We start from the raw sequence: 16,567 nt of genomic DNA, 5'->3' as shown, positions 1-16,567 counted from the left end.
TCCTTCCGGGCCGGGATCGTCTCAGGGAGGGGCCGATGGGAAACTGGAGGCATTTCGGTCACCGCCTGGATTACGATGCGCCGGCGGCCGGCTGCAGCCCGGTGAGCGATGGTCTGGCCGTGTTCCGCAACGCTCCCCTCGGCTGGTCCGAGCCCAGGCGGCCTGTTCCGGATACGCTCGCCAAGGTCGTTGAGGCGGAGATCCTGCCCCGGCTGATGCTCGCCCACCGGCCTGCCGGGCGCCGCGTCCAGGCGGACCGTGCGCCGAGCCCGCAGGAAATCGCCGATTTCAGCACCCTGCTCCTGACGGCCGGTCCGGTCGATCTCGACGCCCGGGTGGAGGCGTTGCGCAACGGCGGCCTGCCCCTGGCGCGCCTGCTCCTCGACCTGCTCGCCCCGGCCGCCCGGCATCTCGGCGCGCTCTGGGAGGAGGATGCCTGCGACTTCCTGGCGGTGACGGAGGCGCTCGGGCGCCTCCACGCCATCAGCCGCCGCCTCTGCGCCGAGCTGGAGAACGAATCGGTTCCGGCCAACGGGCGCAGCGTGCTGCTGCTGCCCTGCCCCGGCGAGGCCCATGTGTTCGGCCTGTCGCTCGTCGCGAGCTTCTTCCGGGAGACCGGCTGGGACGTGACCACGGCGGTGCCGGGGCCGGGGGTCGATCCCCTGGACCTGCTCCGCATCGACTGGTTCGACGTGGTCGGCCTGTCGCTCTCCTGCGATGTCCTGCTGCCCGCCCTGGCGACGACGGTGGCGGAGGTGCGCCGCCACTCCCGCAACCGGGAGATTCGCGTGCTGGTTGGCGGTCCCTTTTTCGCCCGCTACGGCGGCGAGGCAGGGATCGTCGGAGCCGATGCCTGCGCGTCGGATGCGTGCCTGGCGCCCGCCGCGGCGGAAGCTTTGCTGGACAGACAGGCATTGGCCTGCTGAAAGGGGCCTAACCCGATTTTCACATTGCGGTGACCGTGACGCCTCAGCCTCGCCCCTCCCCGCAGCAGCCGCCCGCGGCCCTGCAGCAGGTGGCCGGCCTCCTCCAGGGCGAGGCGGTCGGACGCATCGTCGCGGCGTCCGCGGATCTGTCGCTCGTCATCGATGCCGACGGTGTGATTCGGGACGCCGTGGTCGGCGCCGAACTCGAGGCGGAGACCGTGGCGGGCTGGCTGGGCCGCCGCTGGATCGACACCGTGACGGTGGAGAGCCGCCCGAAGATCGACGCCCTCCTGCGCGACGCCCGGGCCGAGGGCGTCACCCGATGGCGTCAGGTGAACCACCCCTCGCCCGACGGCGCCGACCTGCCGATCCGGTACGCCTCGATCCGCCCGTCGGAGGATGGCCCGATCCTCGTGCTCGGTCGCGACATGCGGGCCGTGGCGGCCCTGCAGCGCCGCCTGCTGGAGACCCAGCAGGCCCTGGAGCGGGATTACGAGCGGCTGCGCGCCGCCGAGACCCGCTATCGGCTGCTGTTCCAGATCTCCGGCGAGCCGGTGCTGGTGGTCGATGCCGGGACGCGCCGGGTGGCCGAGGTCAATCCCGCCGCGGCGCGGCTGATCGGGCGGCCCGCCAAGCGGATCACCGGTCAGGACGCCGTCGACCTGTTCGATGCCGGCAGCGCCCGGGCCCTGGAGGCGCAGTTCGCTGCCCTGCGGGCGACCGGGCAGGCCGCGGAGATCCGGGCGACCCTGCCCCACGGGCGCGGAGAGGTCACGGTCTCGGCCTCGCTGTTCCGGGGCGAGGGCGGCGCGAGCGTCCTGCTGCAGCTGGTCGCCGACCCCGTGGCCGCAATGGCCGGGCCCGATCAGGAGGCCCCCACCGCCGCCGTGCTGGAGGCGATGCCGGAGGGATTCGTGGTCACCGACACGTCGCGGCGCGTCCTCATGGCCAATGCCGCCTTCCTGGAACTGGCGCAGCTCGCCACCGCCGGGCAGGCCCGTGGCCGTACCCTCGACCAGTGGCTCGGCCGCGACGAGACGGAGGCGCAGGCGCTGTTCGCGACGCTCGTGGACCACGGCGCCGTGCGCCGCTTCGCCACCGTCATCCGCGGCGCCTATGGCGGCGTGGAGGATGTGGAGGTCGCCGCGGTCTCGGTGGCCGGCCCCCGCCCCTGTCTCGGCTTCGCCATCCGGCCCGCCCCGCGGCGGATCCCCGAGGGGCGCCCGGGTGTCGGGCGGGAGGTGCCGCGCTCGGTGGAGCAGATGACCGAGCTGGTGGGCCGGGTTTCGATGAAGACCCTGGTGCGCGAGACAACGGACCTGATCGAGAAGCTCTGCATCGAGGCGGCCCTGCGGATTACCCGGGACAACCGAGCCTCGGCGGCCGAGATGCTCGGCCTCAGCCGGCAGGGCCTCTACGTCAAGATGCGCCGCTACGGCGTCGGCGATCTGGACGATCCGGTCGAGGACGTCTGAGGCGGGGCGATCGGGACCGGGCAGGCGGCTGCCCTGTCCTGCCCTGCCCACGGGTTAAGGCGCTGCGCCCGTTCGACGATTCGGCGCCGCGCCGAGCCGCGCCGTCCCTGATCCAGGCGCTCCCTCCAGAACCCGCAAGGCGCGCTCGCCATCCGGTGCCGCCGGCGCTTCGGCGCTTCGGCGCTCCTGGACCCCGGGCTCCGCTGCGCGCCCCCGGGATGACGGGCCGGGGCTGTCCCGGCGGCCTGCTTCGTCCGGGTGCGTGCGTCAGGCTGCGCCGCGCCGGCTCCCCCTGCATCCGGCCGCGCATCAGGGCGGATGGGACGCAGCGCCGCCGTCGCCTGCGTGCCGGATCCGTCCGCCGCGGAGGCGCGAACCGGTATAGTTGTCCCGGGAGTCGGATAATGTATTTTCGTCCTGCCGTTGTATTCGTCCGACAAGCGCCGCGCACATTCTACCGCCCGGTGTAAATCTGTCTTGACACTCGGGCGGAGCTCGGTAGCCTCCTGCCATGACCGCCACGCCCGCCCCGAGCGCCGTCATCGAGCTGCTGAAGCCGCTGACATGGTTCGCGCCGATGTGGGCCTTCGCCTGCGGGGTGATCTCCTCGGGCCAGCCGGCGAGCGGCCAATGGCCGGTGATCGCCGCCGGGGTGCTGCTGGCCGGCCCTCTGGTCTGCGCCACCAGCCAGGCCGCCAACGACTGGTTCGACCGCCACGTCGACGCGATCAACGAGCCGGACCGGCCGATTCCCTCCGGGCGCATCCCGGGCCGCTGGGGCCTCTACCTCGCGCTCGGCTGGACGCTGCTGTCGCTGGTGGTGGCCGCCGCCCTCGGACCGTGGATCCTCGGAGCCGCCCTGTTCGGGCTGGTGCTCGCCTGGATCTACTCGGCCCCGCCGGTGCGGCTGAAGCGGAACGGCTGGTGGGGCAACGCCGCGGTGGCGCTCTGCTACGAGGGGCTGCCCTGGTTCACCGGCGCCGCCGTCATGGCCGCCGCCCTGCCCGACCGGCGGGTGCTCCTGGTGGCCCTGCTCTACGCCGCCGGCGCCCACGGCATCATGACGCTCAACGATTTCAAGTCGGTGGAGGGCGACCGGCGCATGGGCCTGCTGTCCCTGCCGGTGCAGATGGGCTCGGAGCGCGCCGCGCGCTTCGCCTGCCTGGTCATGGCCCTGCCGCAGGTGGCGGTGATCGCGCTCCTCGTCGGCTGGGAGCGGTACTGGCATGCCGGCCTCGTCGCGGCGCTGCTCGCCGGCCAATTCGCCCTCATGGCCCGGTTCCTCGAGAATCCCCGGGAGCGGGCGATCTGGTACAACGGCACCGGCACCACCCTCTACGTCCTCGGCATGCTGGTCGCGGCCTTCGCGCTGCGCCCGCTGGTGGGAGGGGCGTGATGGCACCGGACCCGAGCGCAGGCCTCGGCTGGCCCCAGATCGTCCGCCTCGGCCTCGTCCAGACCGCGCTCGGCAGCGTCGTCGTGCTGATGACCGCCACCCTCAACCGGGTAATGGTGGTGGAGCTGGCGCTCCCCGCCGTCGTGCCGGGCCTGCTGGTCGCCCTGCACTATGCGGTCCAGGTCCTGCGCCCGCGCTGGGGCTACGGGTCCGACCGCAGCGGCCGGCGCACCCCCTGGATCGTCGGCGGCATGGCGGCCCTCTGCCTCGGCGGATTCGGCGCCGCCTGCGGCACCGCGCTGGCCGCCGAGAACCTCGCTCTGGGGCTGGCGCTGGCCGCCCTCTCCTTCCTGTGCGTCGGGATGGGCGTCGGCGCGGCCGGGACCTCGCTCCTCGTCCTCCTGTCGGGGGGCGTCGCGCCGTCCCGGCGGGGTGCGGCCGCCACCATCGTCTGGGTGATGATGATCGTCGGCTTCGCCGTCACGGCGCCGCTCGCCGGACATTTCCTGGATCCGTTCTCCGGCCTGCGGCTCGTCGCGGTCTCGGGCACGGTCTCGCTCGTCGCCTTCGGCGTGGCGGCGCTCGCGGTCGCCGGCATCGAGCGCCGCCTGCCGGTCCGGGCCCCCGAGGCCGCGGAGGCGCGCCGCCCGTTCCTCGCCGTGCTGGGCCAGGTGCTGGCCGACCCCGTGGCCCGGACCTTCACGATCTTCGTCTTCGTCTCGATGCTGGCCTACAGCGCCCAGGAGCTGATCCTGGAGCCCTATGCCGGCCTCGTCTTCGCGATGAGCCCCGGCGCCACCACCAAGCTCGCCGGCCTCCAGCACGGCGGCGTGCTCGCCGGCATGCTGCTGGTGGCGGCGGTGACGCTCGCCGCCCGCGGGACCGCCCTCGCCTCCCTGCGGCTCTGGATCGGGATCGGCTGCGCCGGCTCGGCCGCCGCCCTGTTCGCCCTGGCGAGCGGCGCGGCGTCGGGATCGGACGTCCCCCTGCGCGCGACGGTGTTCGCGCTCGGCGTCGCCAACGGTGCCTACGCGGTCGCCGCCATCGGCTCGATGATGGCGCTCGCCGGCCGCGGCGACGCGCGGGAGCGCGGCACCCGGATGGGCGTCTGGGGCGCCGCGCAGGGGGTCGCCTTCGGCGCCGGCGGCTTCCTCGGGGCCGTGGCGGTCGACGCCGTCCGGCTCGTCACCGCCGAACCCGTCCAGGCCTACGCGGCCGTCTTCGCCGCGGAAGGGCTGCTGTTCCTCGTCGCGGTCGTCCTGGCGGCGCGGCTCGAACCCGCTCCGGCACCTGATTCGGTGCCGCTCGAACCTGCCTTCAGCGCGAGGTGAGGCCATGGCCCGGTTGGACGATGGCGGCTCCGGCCGCGACAGCTACGACGTCGTCGTGGTCGGCGGCGGGCCGGCCGGCGCCACGGCGGCGACCGACCTGGCCCGGGCCGGCCACGCGGTGCTGCTCCTCGACAAGCCCGGCCGGATCAAGCCCTGCGGCGGCGCGATCCCGCCGCGGCTGATCCGCGACTTCGCGATCCCCGATGCGCTCCTAGTCGCGAAGATCCGGTCCGCCCGGATGGTGGCGCCGAGCGGCAAGGCCGTCGACATGCCGGTTGGCGAGGGCTTCGTCGGCATGGTCGACCGCGAGCATTTCGATCCCTGGCTGCGCGCCCGCGCGGAGGAGGCCGGCGCCGAGTTGCGCGCGGCCGCCTATGACCGCATCACCCGGCCCGATGACGGGCTGCCGCTCGTCCACTTCACCACCGGGACCGGGGCGGACCTCGCCCACCATGCCGTCCGGGCCTGCCTCGTCGTCGGGGCCGACGGGGCCTGCTCGCCGGTCGGCCGGGCGGAGGTGCCGGGCCACGCCAAGATGCGGCAGGTCTTCGCCTATCACGAGATCCTGCGGGTGCCGGAGGCCGGCACCCCCGGGGCTGCTTCGGTCGAGCCGACACGCTGCGACGTCTATTACCAGGGCCGCCACTCGCCGGATTTCTACAGCTGGATCTTCCCCCACGGAGACACGCTGAGCATCGGCACCGGCAGCGCCAAGAAGGGCTTCTCGCTGCGCTCCTCGATCCGGGCCCTGCGCGCCGCCACCGGCCTCGATCACGCCGAGACCGTGCGCCGCGAGGGGGCACCGCTGCCGCTCAAGCCCCTGAAGCGCTGGGACAACGGCCGGGACGTGCTGCTCGCGGGCGACGCCGCGGGTGTGGTCGCGCCGGCCTCCGGCGAGGGGATCTACTACGCGATGCTCGGCGGCCGGCTTTCGGCCGAAGCGGCCCGGGCCTTCCTGACCTCCGGGGACGCGCGCGCCCTCGCGGGCGCGCGGAAGCAGTTCATGAAGCTGCACGGCCGCGTGTTCTGGATCCTCGGGATGATGCAGTGGGTCTGGTACCGCAGCGACGGGTTGCGGGAGCGCTTCGTCTCGATCTGCCGGGACAAGGATGTCCAGCAGCTCACCTGGGACAGCTACATGAACAAGGAGCTGGTCCGGGCGAAGCCCGCCGCCCACGCGCGGATCTTGTTCAAGGACCTCGCCCACCTGTTCCGCTGGGTCTCGCCGTGAGCGTCCTGGCCGGCGCCGGCTGGGGGCCCCCCGCGGTCGCGGCCGTGGCTGCCGTGCTGGTGGCGGTGGCCGGTGCCTTCGCGACCACCACGGACGGCTGGTACCGGGGCCTGCGCGTGCCGGCCTGGAAGCCGCCGGACTGGGCGTTCGGGCCGGTCTGGACCGTGATCTTCGCGCTCACCGCCACCTCCGGGGTGCTCGCCTGGACCGGCAATGCCGACCCCGTCGCCCGGGGCGTGCTGCTCGCCGCCTTCGTGGCGAACGGCGTGCTCAACATCGCCTGGAGCGTGCTGTTCTTCCGGTTCCGCCGGCCGGACTGGGCGCTGGCCGAGGTGGCGGCCCTGTGGCTGTCGATCCTCGTGCTGGTGCTGGTCACCGGCCGGGTTTCGGGTGCGGCGGGGCTGATGAACCTGCCCTACCTCGCCTGGGTCAGCGTCGCCGCCTGCCTGAACCTGCGGATCGTGCGCCTCAACGCACCCTTCGGGGAGGCCGCGTGATGGAGGGCGTGTTCGCCTCGGGACGGATCGTCGACGGCATCCTGCTGCTGGTCGCCCTGGAGGCGCTGCTGCTGCTCTGGCTGAGCCGGCGCACGGCCCCGTTCGCGGGCCTGTCCCGGCCGGCGCTGCTCGCCACCCTCGCCTCCGGGGCGGCCCTGATGCTGGCCCTGCGCGCCGCCCTGGCCGGTTCCCCCTGGAGCGTCATCGCCGCCTGGATGCTCGCTGGGCTCGTCGCCCATCTCGTCGATCTCGGCCTGCGGATCCGCACCGCCATGGCGCATCGCCGCAGGTCTCCGGCACCAGGAACAACGCCGAGAACGGATGCGTTCACGCGCGTCACTACTTTCTAATGACTGTAATGTTCGCTGGGGAGACGTGATCATGCAGCGCACGAGGCAGCGCACGAATTCCCCCGCATCCGGCTGGGCCTCGGCCCCGTTCCTGGCGGGCCTCCTCCTGACCGTTCCGGCCCACGGGCAGGACGGGTCGGCCGACCAGATCGAGCGCGGCCAGTACCTCGTCACGATGGGCGATTGCGCGGCCTGCCACACGGCGCCGGGCGGCAAGTACCTCGCCGGCAATTACGCGCTGAACATGCCCTTCGGCGTGATCATGACCCCCAACCTCACCCCCGACAAGGAGACCGGGCTCGGCAACTGGAGCTACGACGACTTCGATAAGGCGTTCCGGCACGGCTACAGCAAGAATGTCGGCTACCTCTACCCGGCCTTCCCGTTCGGCTGGTTCACCAAGGTCACCGACGACGACACCCAGGCGATCTGGGCCTACCTGCGATCGGTCCCGGCGGTGAGCGAGAAGCGGCAGGAGAGCCAGATCCCGTTCCCGTTCAGCGTCCGCACCGCGCTGGTGACGTGGCGGACGGCCTTCTTCACCGACGAGCGCTTCAAGCCCGACCCGAAGGCCAGCGCCGAGGTGAATCGCGGCGCCTACCTCGTGGAGGGGCTCGGCCATTGCGCCATGTGCCACAACGAGAACAAGCTCGTCGGCAATTCGAGCTTCGCGGGCCGGTTCGGCGGCGGCGTGATCGACGGCTGGTACGCCCCCAACATCACCCCCGACGGGCACCAGGGCATCGGCGCCTGGACCGACGAGCAGGTGGTCACCTACCTGAAGACCGGCACCGCCCCCGGCGACCGGCCGGGCGTCGCCGCCGGCCCGATGCGCCAGACCATCATGGAATCCCTCTCCAAGGTGAAGGAGGAGGACCTGAAGGCCATGGTCGCGTATCTCCGCACCGTGCCGGCCAAGCAGACCTACAAGCCCAAGGACCTCGCGGTCTTCGACGCGGCCGGCGCGCCCGGCGCCTCGACCTACCTGACCTACTGCTCCTCCTGCCACCAGCCCGACGGCAAGGGCATCGAGGGCGCGGTTCCGGCGCTCGCCGGCAACACCTCGGTGATGTCGGAGGGGCCCGAGACGGTGCTGCGGGTGATCTACGGGGGGCTCGCCGCCCAGAGCGGGCTCGCCCCGATGGTGGCGATCGGTCAGCAGATGACCGATGTCGAGGTGAAGAACGTCACCGACTACATCCGCAATTCCTGGGGCAACAAGGCGCCGCCGGTGACCGGCGACAAGGCCTCGGAGGCGCGTGCCGCCACCAAGACCATGCTGGCCGGCACCGCGCCCTGCGCGGAGATCGAGCAGGACAAGCTCAAGGCCGCCTTCGACAGGATCGGCATCCAGGCGAGCCTGACCGGGTTGAAGCAGCAGGATTTCGTGCCGACGCTCGTCCGGCTGGTGCAGCAGGTGAAGGCGGAGCCGACCGGCGTCACCGACGACGACATCGTCAACGGCCTGACCACGGCCTTCTGCAAGGTCGGCCGCGACGACCCGCAATACGGCAAGCCGAGCTGGCCCGCGGTGATCGGCACCTTCGCCAACGTCGCCTACAGCCAGGTGAAGCACCCGGAGAAGCAGGCGGCCAACGTCCCCTCCGCAACCACGCCGCCGGCGAAGAACTGAGGGGCTGCCGGTCCGCTCGGGCGCGCCCGAATGGACCGGCGCGTCCGGGCTCCGCTGCGCGGCCCCGGAATGACGGCCCGGGCTCGGCCTTGTCGGGAACGGATAAAAACGTGTTTCGTTGGAGCGGGGACGTGCCTACCTCACGCTCGGAGTACCCGTGTCCAGCCTCGTCCGCATCCTGCTCGCGATCTTCTTCCCACCGATCGCGGTTCTCGTGACCACCGGCTTCGGCCTGCAATTCCTGCTGAACATCCTGCTCTGGATCCTCGGCTGGCTGCCCGGCACGGTCCACGCCCTGTGGCTGATGAACCGCGACCGGCCGCTGGTCTGAGCCGTCAGGGCTTCCGGCCCTCGGGCTCGCCCTTCCGGAGGGCGGGCTTCGCCTCCGCCTTCGCGTCGCCCTTGCTGTCGACCTTGGCGGTCTTCACCGCATGGGTCTTGGCGACCTTCGGGGCGACCGTCTCGGCGGCGTGGGCGAGCTTCACCGGCTCGGGCACGACCGCGGCGTCGACTGCCGGGGTCGGGGGCGCTGCCGGGGCTGGCTTGTCCTTGGCGAAGAGCTGGCCGAACAGCTTCTGGTAGCTGCTCGAATCGCCGTCCGCGTCCGCGACCGCGATCCGGGCGGGCTTGTCGGGCAGGGCCGCCGTGGTCTCGACCTGCGGGACCGGATCGGCGCGGTTCGCCATGAGCGTCGCGGGCGCCGGCTTGGCGGGCTCCCGCCCATGCCCCTTGCCGCCGGCCTTCGCGGCCTTCAGCGGCGCCGCCGGCTCGGCGCCGGCCATCATCACCGGCTGCCCCTTCGGCGTGACCTCGATCTCCTGCGGACCCGCCGCCAGGGTCTCGGGCCGGCTCACGTCGCCGAGATTGTGCCGGCCGTATTCCTTGGCATCGTAGGGCAGAACCGTCTCGGTGCCGCCGAGGCTCGCGAAGGCGCTGGCGTTCTGCGGGCGGAAGACCGGGTTCTGGCCGCCATCCTGGTAGACGACCCGCACCGCCGGCGTGCCCTTGGCGACGAGTTCGGCGACCGCGCGCGTGTCGCGCTCGCTCTTCTCCGCCACCAGCGGATCGACCCGCGGCTTGCACGAGCCCGCCGCCGCGTCGGCCCCGCCGAACACGTACTTGGTCCCGCACTGGCCGACCTTCGGCTCCTCGCGCAGGGCCTCGAAATAGTCCGACCCCTCCTTGAGGTTCTGCCAGAAGGCGATGTTCGGGTCGTTGCGGAACTTGGCCATGTTCTCGGCCGTCATCCGGAACGGGTAGGACTGGAACTGGAAGCTGCGCTGGCCGCCGATGAACGCGTCGCGGGCGACGGCGTAGATCTCCGCGATGGTGGCGTCGGTCATGGCGAAGCAGCCCGCCGACGAGCAGGTGCCGTGCACCATCAGGTACTTGCCGGTGCGCCCGTTGGCCCGGTCGACGGCGTTCGGGAAGCCCGTGTCGAACGAGAGGTAGTACGCGGAGTTCGGGTTCATCAGGCCCGGGGTGATCGTGTAGAAGCCCTCCGGCGCCTGCCGGTCGCCCTCGCGGGACTTGGGGCCGAGCTGGCCGGACCAGCGGCAGATCGGGTAGGTCTTCAGCAGGGCGTAGCGGCCGTCGTTCCCCCGCTTCCAGATCTCCATCTCCGCCTCCTTCTTGAAGGTGCGGATCAGGATCGGGTCGGAGGGCTGCATCCCCTTGGACTGCATCAACGCGACGGTCTGGGGGGCGATCGGCGCGAGGCTGCGCGCGCTCGGCCCGTTGATCCCGGAACCGTCCTGGCAGGCGGCGAGCGACAGGGCCAGCAGGGACGCTGCCGCCAGCAGTCGCGCGGTCGCGAGACGCGCCGTCATGGGGAACCTCGATCGTCTTACGCGCGCCCGCGGGCCTTGCCGGCCGCGTCGGGTGCCACTCCCCAACCCAATAGGCTCGTTAAGCTTGCGCCTTCCTTACCGCAAGGACCCGGCTGCAACACTGGATTGTTCTCTGGTGTGGAGAGCCCGCGGACGAGCCCTATCCACAGGCCGCCGCGATCGCGGCGGCCCGCGCCCTGCCGCGGCCGAGCCCCAGGACGAGGACGAGCCCGGCCAGCGCCAGGGCGGCCCCGGCCAGGGACACCGCCGGGTAGCCGAGCCCGGCATCGATCACGGCGCCGCCGACGGCCGCCCCGACCGCGTTGCCGAGGTTGAAGGCGCCGATATTCATCGCGGAGGCGAGGTTCGGCGCGTCCGCCGCCTGCTCCATCACCCGCATCTGGAGCGGGGCCACGCTGGCGAAGCTCGCCACGCCCCAGAGGACGATCAGCAAAGCCGCGGCGGCCGCACCGTGCATGCCCCAGGCGAACAGGGCGAGGATGACGAGCTGCGCCGCCAGCGCGCCGATGATCGTGCCGTCCACCGAGCGGTCCGCGAGCCGGCCGCCAAGCCAGTTGCCCGCGGTCAGGCCGAGCCCGAACAGGACCAGCATCGCCGTGACGTAGGGCGCCGGCGCGCCCGTCTCGGTCCGCAGGATCGGCGCGATGTAGGTGAACACCGTGAACATCGCGCTGAACCCGACCGTGGTCAGCGCCAGGGCCGCCAGGACGGGGCCGCGGCGGAGGACGCGCAGCTCGGCCCACAGGTCGGCCCCCGCCTCGGCCTTCAGCTCCGGCAGGGCGAGGCGCAGCGCCAGCATGGCGACGGCGCCGATCGCGGCGATTCCCCAGAAGGCCGCGCGCCAGCCGAGTATCGCGCCGGTCCAGGCGGCGAGCGGCATGCCGCCGATCGTCGCGATGGCGAGGCCCGAGAACATGGCCGCCACCGCGGCGGCGCGGCGCTCCGGCGGCACGAGGCCGGCGGCCACCACCGCGCCGACGCCGAAGAAGGCGCCGTGGTTCAGCGCGGTCACGAGCCGGCCGGCGACCAGCATGGCGTAGCTGTCGGCCAGGGCCGCCATCAGGTTGCCGAGGGTGAAGATCGCCATCAGCCCGACCAGCAGGCGCCGCCGGGACACGCGCGCGGTGGCGAGGGTCACGAGCGGCGCGCCGATCAGCACGCCCAGCGCGTAGGCGCTGACGACGAGGCCCGCCGCCGGGATCGACACGTTCAGATCGCCCGCGATTAGGGGCAGCATGCCCATCGGGGTGAACTCGGTCACGCCGATGCCGAAGGCGCCGACCGCGAGGGCCAGCAGGGGTGGGTTGAGCGCCATGGGATCCGCCTCTCCGTTCGTTCCGCGGAAGCAGGTGGCGGATTCGTCTTCAGGGCAGTAGTCCCCGCAGCGGACCAGGATCTGTGCGCCTGCGGCACGAATGCGGGCTTGCCGAAAGACGGGAGACCGGGGCAGAGTCTCGGCCGGAATGGCCCGCGGGACCCGCCGACCGGACGGGAGGGAGCGCAGGTCCCCTCTCCCGTGCGGGAGAGGGACAGGGCGAGGGGCGTGGCCTGTCCGGAGAGTTCTCCTCCCTCACCCCAACCCTCTCCCGAACGGGAGAGGGGGCAGGTTGCGTTCCGAAGAGTGGTGCGCGGGCTCGGACGCGCGCACCGCCTTCAAGCGGCCGCTGACCGCCGGGAGCGCCTCCGGCTCTCGAGAGGACGGGCACCATGCTGCGCGACAAGGTCGACCGGGCGGGCGAGATGGCGGTGTTCGTGGCGGTGGCGGAGGCCGGCAGCCTGTCGGGGGCGGCGCGCCGGCTCGGGCTGACGCCCTCCGCGGTCAGCCGGATCGTCGCCCGGACCGAGGCGCGGCTCGGCGCGCAGCTCCTCGTGCGGACCACCCGGACCCTCCGGCTCACCGCGGAGGGCGAGACCTACGGGCGCGCCGCGCGCCGCATCCTGGCGGATCTCGACGAGACCGAAGCCGCTCTGGCCGACCGGGGCTGCCCGCGCGGGCGGGTCCGGGTCAGCGCCGCCACCGCCCATGGCCGGCTCGTGATCGTGCCGCTGCTCGCCGCATTCGTCGAGCGCCATCCCGGCATCACGGTGGAGATCGACCTCAGCGACGAGCTCGCCGACGTGGCCGGCGGCCGGGCCGACGTGGCGATCCGGTTCGGGCCGCTCGCCGACAGCCCGCTCACCGCCCGCCGCCTTGGAGAGACCGGCCGGACCGTCGTGGCCTCGCCCGCCTACCTCGCCCGGGCCGGCACGCCGCGGCGGCCCGCCGACCTTGCCGGCCACAACTGCCTGGATTTCAGCTTCCGCCGCTCCGAGCCCGGATGGCCGTTCCGGATCGACGGGCACGACAGCGTCCTGCCGGTCGGCGGCAACGTCGCCGCCAACAACGGCGAGACCCTGGTCCAGCTCGCCCTGCGGGGCACCGGCATCACCCGGGTGGGCCATTTCCACATCGCCGAGGACCTCGCCGCCGGCCGGCTGGTGCCCCTGCTGGAGCCGTTCAACCCGCAGGACCGCGAGGCGATCCACGCGGTGTTCGTGGGCGGCCCCGCCATGCCGGCCCGGGTGCGCGTGCTGGTGGATTTCCTGGCAGAGCGCATGCGCGGGGCCGCGCCGGGCGCCCAATTTTGAGCGGCCTGCCTTCGCGGGATGGCGGCGCCACGTTCGCGGAGGCGGCCCTCGCGCGACACGCACTGACGGCCGCGTCGCCCCCGGGTCCGCCCGCTCAGCCGAACAGGACCGGCCGCCGCGCCGCCTCGGTGCGGATGATCGCCACCAGCGCGGCGTCGTCGGCCGGATCGGCCAGCCGCAGGCCGACCGGCTCCGAGGGCGTGTGCACGGTCAGCCAGCGCAGGGTGGGCCGGAGGTCGACCGCCTCGACCACCGCCATGTGCGGATGCCCGGTCTCGAGCTGCACGAAGGTCAGGTGGTTGCGGCTGGCGCGCTGCCCGAGCAGGTCGTCGATCGCCTCGACCACGTTCCGGGGCGTGTGGAGATGGGTCATCATCCACAGCCGGTTGTCGGTGCCCTGCGTGTCGAGGGCCGTGCGGATCCGGCGCACCCCCTCGGTCAGGAAGGCGTAATCCGCCTCGTTCGTCGCCGGGTCGTGGTGGTTGAACACGCATTCGAGCCCGTGCCGCTCCCGGTAGAGGCGGTGGCGCCCGCGCCAGATGTCGGGGCCGCGCCGCTCGGCCTCCGGGATGCTCTCCAGCTGGCTCCGGTCGATGAGCGCGGCGAAATCGTCGGCGAGGCAGTCCCGGGCCATGCCGGGCATGGAGAAGATCCAGTCCAGCGGACCCGACCAATGGCGCAGGTCCAGGGTCTTGAGCACGTGCGCCATCTGGCAATTGCAGCCGAGGGAGACGTGGTTGTGACGGCCCGGCTCCCGTGCGTCGCGCCGCCCCAGCAGCCGCCCGATCGCGCCGAACAGGCCGCCCGTCGCCCCGGGCTCGCTCACAGGGTCCGGCCGATCGCCAGGAACTTCTCCGCGCGCCGGTCGCGGACCTCGACGGGGGAGAGGCCGTCGAACTGGGCGAGGGCGTCCGCGACGGCGTCGCCCGCGGCCCGGATCGCCGCCTCACGGTCGCGGTGCGCCCCGCCGGTGGCCTCCGGGATGATCCCGTCGATGACGCCGAGCCGCAGCAGGTCCTGGGCGGTGATCTTCATGGCGGTGGCGGCGTCGGAGGCGCGGCCCTGGTCGCGCCACAGGATCGAGGCGGCGCCCTCCGGCGAGATCACCCCGTAGATCGCGTGCTCCAGCATGAGCACCCGGTTGGCGGTGGCGAGCGCGATGGCGCCGCCCGAGCCGCCCTCCCCGATCACCACGGCGACGTTGGGCACGCCCAGCGCGAGGCAGGCCTCGGTCGAGCGGGCGATGGCCTCGGCCTGGCCGCGCTCCTCCGCCTCGATGCCCGGATAGGCGCCGGCCGTGTCTACGAAGGCGAGGACCGGCAGGCCGAACCGGTCGGCGGTCTCCATGAGGCGGACCGCCTTGCGGTAGCCCTCGGGCCGGGCCATCCCGAAATTGTGGCGCAGCCGCGCCTCGGTGGTGGCGCCCTTCTCCTGGCCGAGCACCAGAACCGGGCGGCCGCGGAACCGGCCGAACCCGCCCAGGATCGCCTCGTCCTCGCCGAAGCTGCGGTCGCCGGCCAGCGGCGTGAACTCGGTGATGAGCCCGCCGCAATAATCCACGAAATGCGGCCGCTGCGGGTGGCGCGCCACCTGGGTCTTCTGCCAGGGGGTGAGATTCGCGTAGATCTCGGCGAGCGCCTGGCCGGCCTTGGCCTCGAGCCGGCCGACCTCTTCGGCGATGGAGACCGCGCCGTCGCGCGCGCTCACGGCGCGCAGTTCCTCGAGCTTGGCCTCCAGCTCGGCGACCGGCTTCTCGAAGTCGAGGTAGGTGCGCGTCACCGCCATCGTATCTCAGGTCTTCCCGGAATCCGCCGCGCGGGGGCGGCGGGCGCGAGGTGTTGGCGATGGCGGGGGTGGTGTCAACCGGCGTCGTGGCGGAAGCGCCCCGCTTCCGGAGCGGCTGAGCCTGCCTCAGGCGGCCTCCAGCTCCTCCCGGGCGATCCGGTGGCAATGCTCCAGGTAGCCGCGCTGGTGCGCGCCCATCAGGTCGGTGACCGCGGACCAGAGCCAGCCGGGGGCGTCGGGGCCCGGTCCGGGCGTCCGCACGGCGTCGATCCAGGTCCGGCGGTCGGCCTCGCCCATCTGGCGGCCATGGGCCCGTCCCAGGATGGCGGCGAGGTGGCGGGAGACCCGCACTGCCTCGCCGCGGGAGAATTGCTCGGCATCGATCTTGAGATCCTGCGGCATCAGTTCCCGGACCGTGACGGGCGTGCCGCGGATATGACCGGCGACCATCCGGTCGCCGAGATTGGGCGACAGCGCCCGGGCGCCGGCGACCACCCGCTCGGCATGGTCGTCCGGCACGGCGATCCCGGCGGCGGCCGGCGCGAGGTGGGGCACCGCCTCCTTGACGTCGAGGAGGGCGAGCTGCGGACGGTCCCCGCCCAGAACCTCCACGAGGCCGGCGTAGCGCAGCCGTCCGAGGGAGCTGCAGCCCTTGATCCAGTAGGCGGCGTCGAGCAGCCGGATCTCGGCATCGGTCGCGGCGCCGCCCAGCGCCAGGACGAGGCGGCGGACCTCCGGGTCGCGGGTCAGCGCCGCGACGGCATCCAGCTCCTCGGCGTCGAGGTCGAAGAACCGGCTGCCCCGCGGCAGCCGGGCGGCCTTGCCCTTCAGGCGCTCGCGCGAGAGATGGCGCCAGCGCCGGCCGAGCGCCCGGCGCTTGGTCGTGACGACGATCTCGGACGGGTCGAGGTCCCGCTCGGCGCCCTCGGGATCGGCGATCCCGTCGGCATAGCCGTCGGCCATGGCGTCCATCATCCGGGCGGTGACGATGCCGGGCAGCGTCGCGTTGAGCGCCGCGGTGACCAGGGAGAGCGCGAGCCGGACGAGGTCGAAGGCCGGGTTCGCCACCACGGTCTGGTCGAGGTCGCGGATCTGGATGTCGATCCGGCCGTCCGGGGCGGCAACCGCGCCGAGGTTGCCGAGATGGGCGTCGCCGCAGATCCAGACCGGCGGACCTTCGGGCAGGGCGCCGGCCGGCATCCCGGCGATCAGTTCGTAGAACCGCGCCGTGCTGCCGCGGACATAGGCGTGCGGCGAGGAGGCGATCTTGCACAGGCGACGGTGGTTGAGCACGCTCGCGTCGCGACCGGATCGTGCCGGCACCTGCATCTCCATCCGCCCTGTCCGATTCCCTGAAGCGCTCCGCCGGCCCCGGCGGGCCGGCCCTGTCGGATAACACGCCGAGCTTGGGGTTTTCATCCTTGCCGGCATGCGCGCGTTTTGACGCGGGGACGGCCCGCGGATC

General features: G+C 72.9%; 15 protein-coding genes. 10 read left to right on the top strand and 5 right to left on the bottom strand.

From position 1 onward, the window contains the following. Window positions 1-35 precede the first annotated feature (35 nt). The 9 genes from CIW48_RS05085 to CIW48_RS05045 all read left to right on the top strand — a co-directional run bounded on the left by CIW48_RS05085 (window position 36) and on the right by CIW48_RS05045 (window position 9,170). Window positions 36-926, top strand: a complete 891-nt coding sequence (locus CIW48_RS05085) for a cobalamin B12-binding domain-containing protein (RefSeq protein WP_149309623.1) — start codon at window positions 36-38, stop codon at window positions 924-926. Window positions 927-955: 29 nt separating this feature from the next. After that, window positions 956-2,401: a transcriptional regulator PpsR gene (gene ppsR / locus CIW48_RS05080; protein WP_149309621.1), complete on the top strand. Its 1,446-nt coding sequence runs from the start codon at window positions 956-958 to the stop codon at window positions 2,399-2,401. Window positions 2,402-2,912: 511 nt separating this feature from the next. After that, complete coding sequence (chlG, locus tag CIW48_RS05075; protein ID WP_149309619.1) at window positions 2,913-3,797, top strand: chlorophyll synthase ChlG; 885 nt, start codon at window positions 2,913-2,915, stop codon at window positions 3,795-3,797. Next, window positions 3,797-5,128 (top strand): BCD family MFS transporter, encoded by a 1,332-nt coding sequence (locus CIW48_RS05070; protein ID WP_149309617.1) that lies wholly within the window; start codon window positions 3,797-3,799, stop codon window positions 5,126-5,128. The genes chlG and CIW48_RS05070 overlap by 1 nt, the downstream gene beginning before the upstream one ends. Before the next feature lie 4 nt (window positions 5,129-5,132). After that, complete coding sequence (locus CIW48_RS05065) at window positions 5,133-6,359, top strand: geranylgeranyl diphosphate reductase (protein ID WP_149309615.1); 1,227 nt, start codon at window positions 5,133-5,135, stop codon at window positions 6,357-6,359. Between the two features lie 5 nt (window positions 6,360-6,364). After that, a complete protein-coding gene (locus CIW48_RS05060; RefSeq protein ID WP_149309734.1) occupies window positions 6,365-6,856 on the top strand; it encodes a TspO/MBR family protein in 492 nt (163 codons plus the stop codon). Then, window positions 6,856-7,206 (top strand): hypothetical protein, encoded by a 351-nt coding sequence (locus tag CIW48_RS05055; RefSeq protein ID WP_149309732.1) that lies wholly within the window; start codon window positions 6,856-6,858, stop codon window positions 7,204-7,206. The genes CIW48_RS05060 and CIW48_RS05055 overlap by 1 nt, the downstream gene beginning before the upstream one ends. A 31-nt stretch (window positions 7,207-7,237) precedes the next feature. Continuing rightward, window positions 7,238-8,839, top strand: coding sequence for a c-type cytochrome (locus CIW48_RS05050; RefSeq protein WP_149309613.1), 1,602 nt, complete (start codon window positions 7,238-7,240; stop codon window positions 8,837-8,839). Between the two features lie 157 nt (window positions 8,840-8,996). Next, window positions 8,997-9,170 (top strand): YqaE/Pmp3 family membrane protein, encoded by a 174-nt coding sequence (locus CIW48_RS05045; protein ID WP_012318839.1) that lies wholly within the window; start codon window positions 8,997-8,999, stop codon window positions 9,168-9,170. A 4-nt stretch (window positions 9,171-9,174) separates the two neighbouring features. Here CIW48_RS05045 and CIW48_RS05040 read toward each other — a convergent pair whose 3' ends face one another. Together CIW48_RS05040 and CIW48_RS05035 are read right to left on the bottom strand one after the other, a co-directional pair. Further along, window positions 9,175-10,668 (bottom strand): murein L,D-transpeptidase family protein, encoded by a 1,494-nt coding sequence (locus CIW48_RS05040; RefSeq protein ID WP_149309611.1) that lies wholly within the window; start codon window positions 10,666-10,668, stop codon window positions 9,175-9,177. Window positions 10,669-10,828: 160 nt separating this feature from the next. Beyond that, window positions 10,829-12,004 (bottom strand): MFS transporter, encoded by a 1,176-nt coding sequence (locus CIW48_RS05035; protein WP_149309609.1) that lies wholly within the window; start codon window positions 12,002-12,004, stop codon window positions 10,829-10,831. A 392-nt stretch (window positions 12,005-12,396) separates the two neighbouring features. Between CIW48_RS05035 and CIW48_RS05025 the strand changes: the two genes are divergently transcribed. Further along, window positions 12,397-13,317, top strand: coding sequence for a LysR family transcriptional regulator (locus CIW48_RS05025; RefSeq protein ID WP_149309605.1), 921 nt, complete (start codon window positions 12,397-12,399; stop codon window positions 13,315-13,317). Window positions 13,318-13,411: 94 nt separating this feature from the next. Here CIW48_RS05025 and CIW48_RS05020 read toward each other — a convergent pair whose 3' ends face one another. The 3 genes from CIW48_RS05020 to CIW48_RS05010 form a co-directional block, all read right to left on the bottom strand. Beyond that, on the bottom strand, window positions 13,412-14,143 hold the full coding sequence (locus CIW48_RS05020; protein WP_149309603.1) for a DUF1796 family putative cysteine peptidase: 732 nt from the start codon (window positions 14,141-14,143) through the stop codon (window positions 13,412-13,414). Next, on the bottom strand, window positions 14,140-15,102 hold the full coding sequence (locus CIW48_RS05015; RefSeq protein WP_091775941.1) for an acetyl-CoA carboxylase carboxyltransferase subunit alpha: 963 nt from the start codon (window positions 15,100-15,102) through the stop codon (window positions 14,140-14,142). The genes CIW48_RS05020 and CIW48_RS05015 overlap by 4 nt, the downstream gene beginning before the upstream one ends. A gap of 126 nt (window positions 15,103-15,228) precedes the next feature. Further along, on the bottom strand, window positions 15,229-16,437 hold the full coding sequence (locus tag CIW48_RS05010) for a DUF2252 family protein (RefSeq protein WP_149309601.1): 1,209 nt from the start codon (window positions 16,435-16,437) through the stop codon (window positions 15,229-15,231). Window positions 16,438-16,567 lie beyond the last annotated feature (130 nt).

Source organism: Methylobacterium sp. P1-11 (assembly GCF_008329595.1).
In the GTDB taxonomy this organism is placed as follows: Bacteria; Pseudomonadota; Alphaproteobacteria; order Rhizobiales; family Beijerinckiaceae; genus Methylobacterium.
This window is presented reverse-complemented; position numbering and strand designations above follow the sequence as displayed.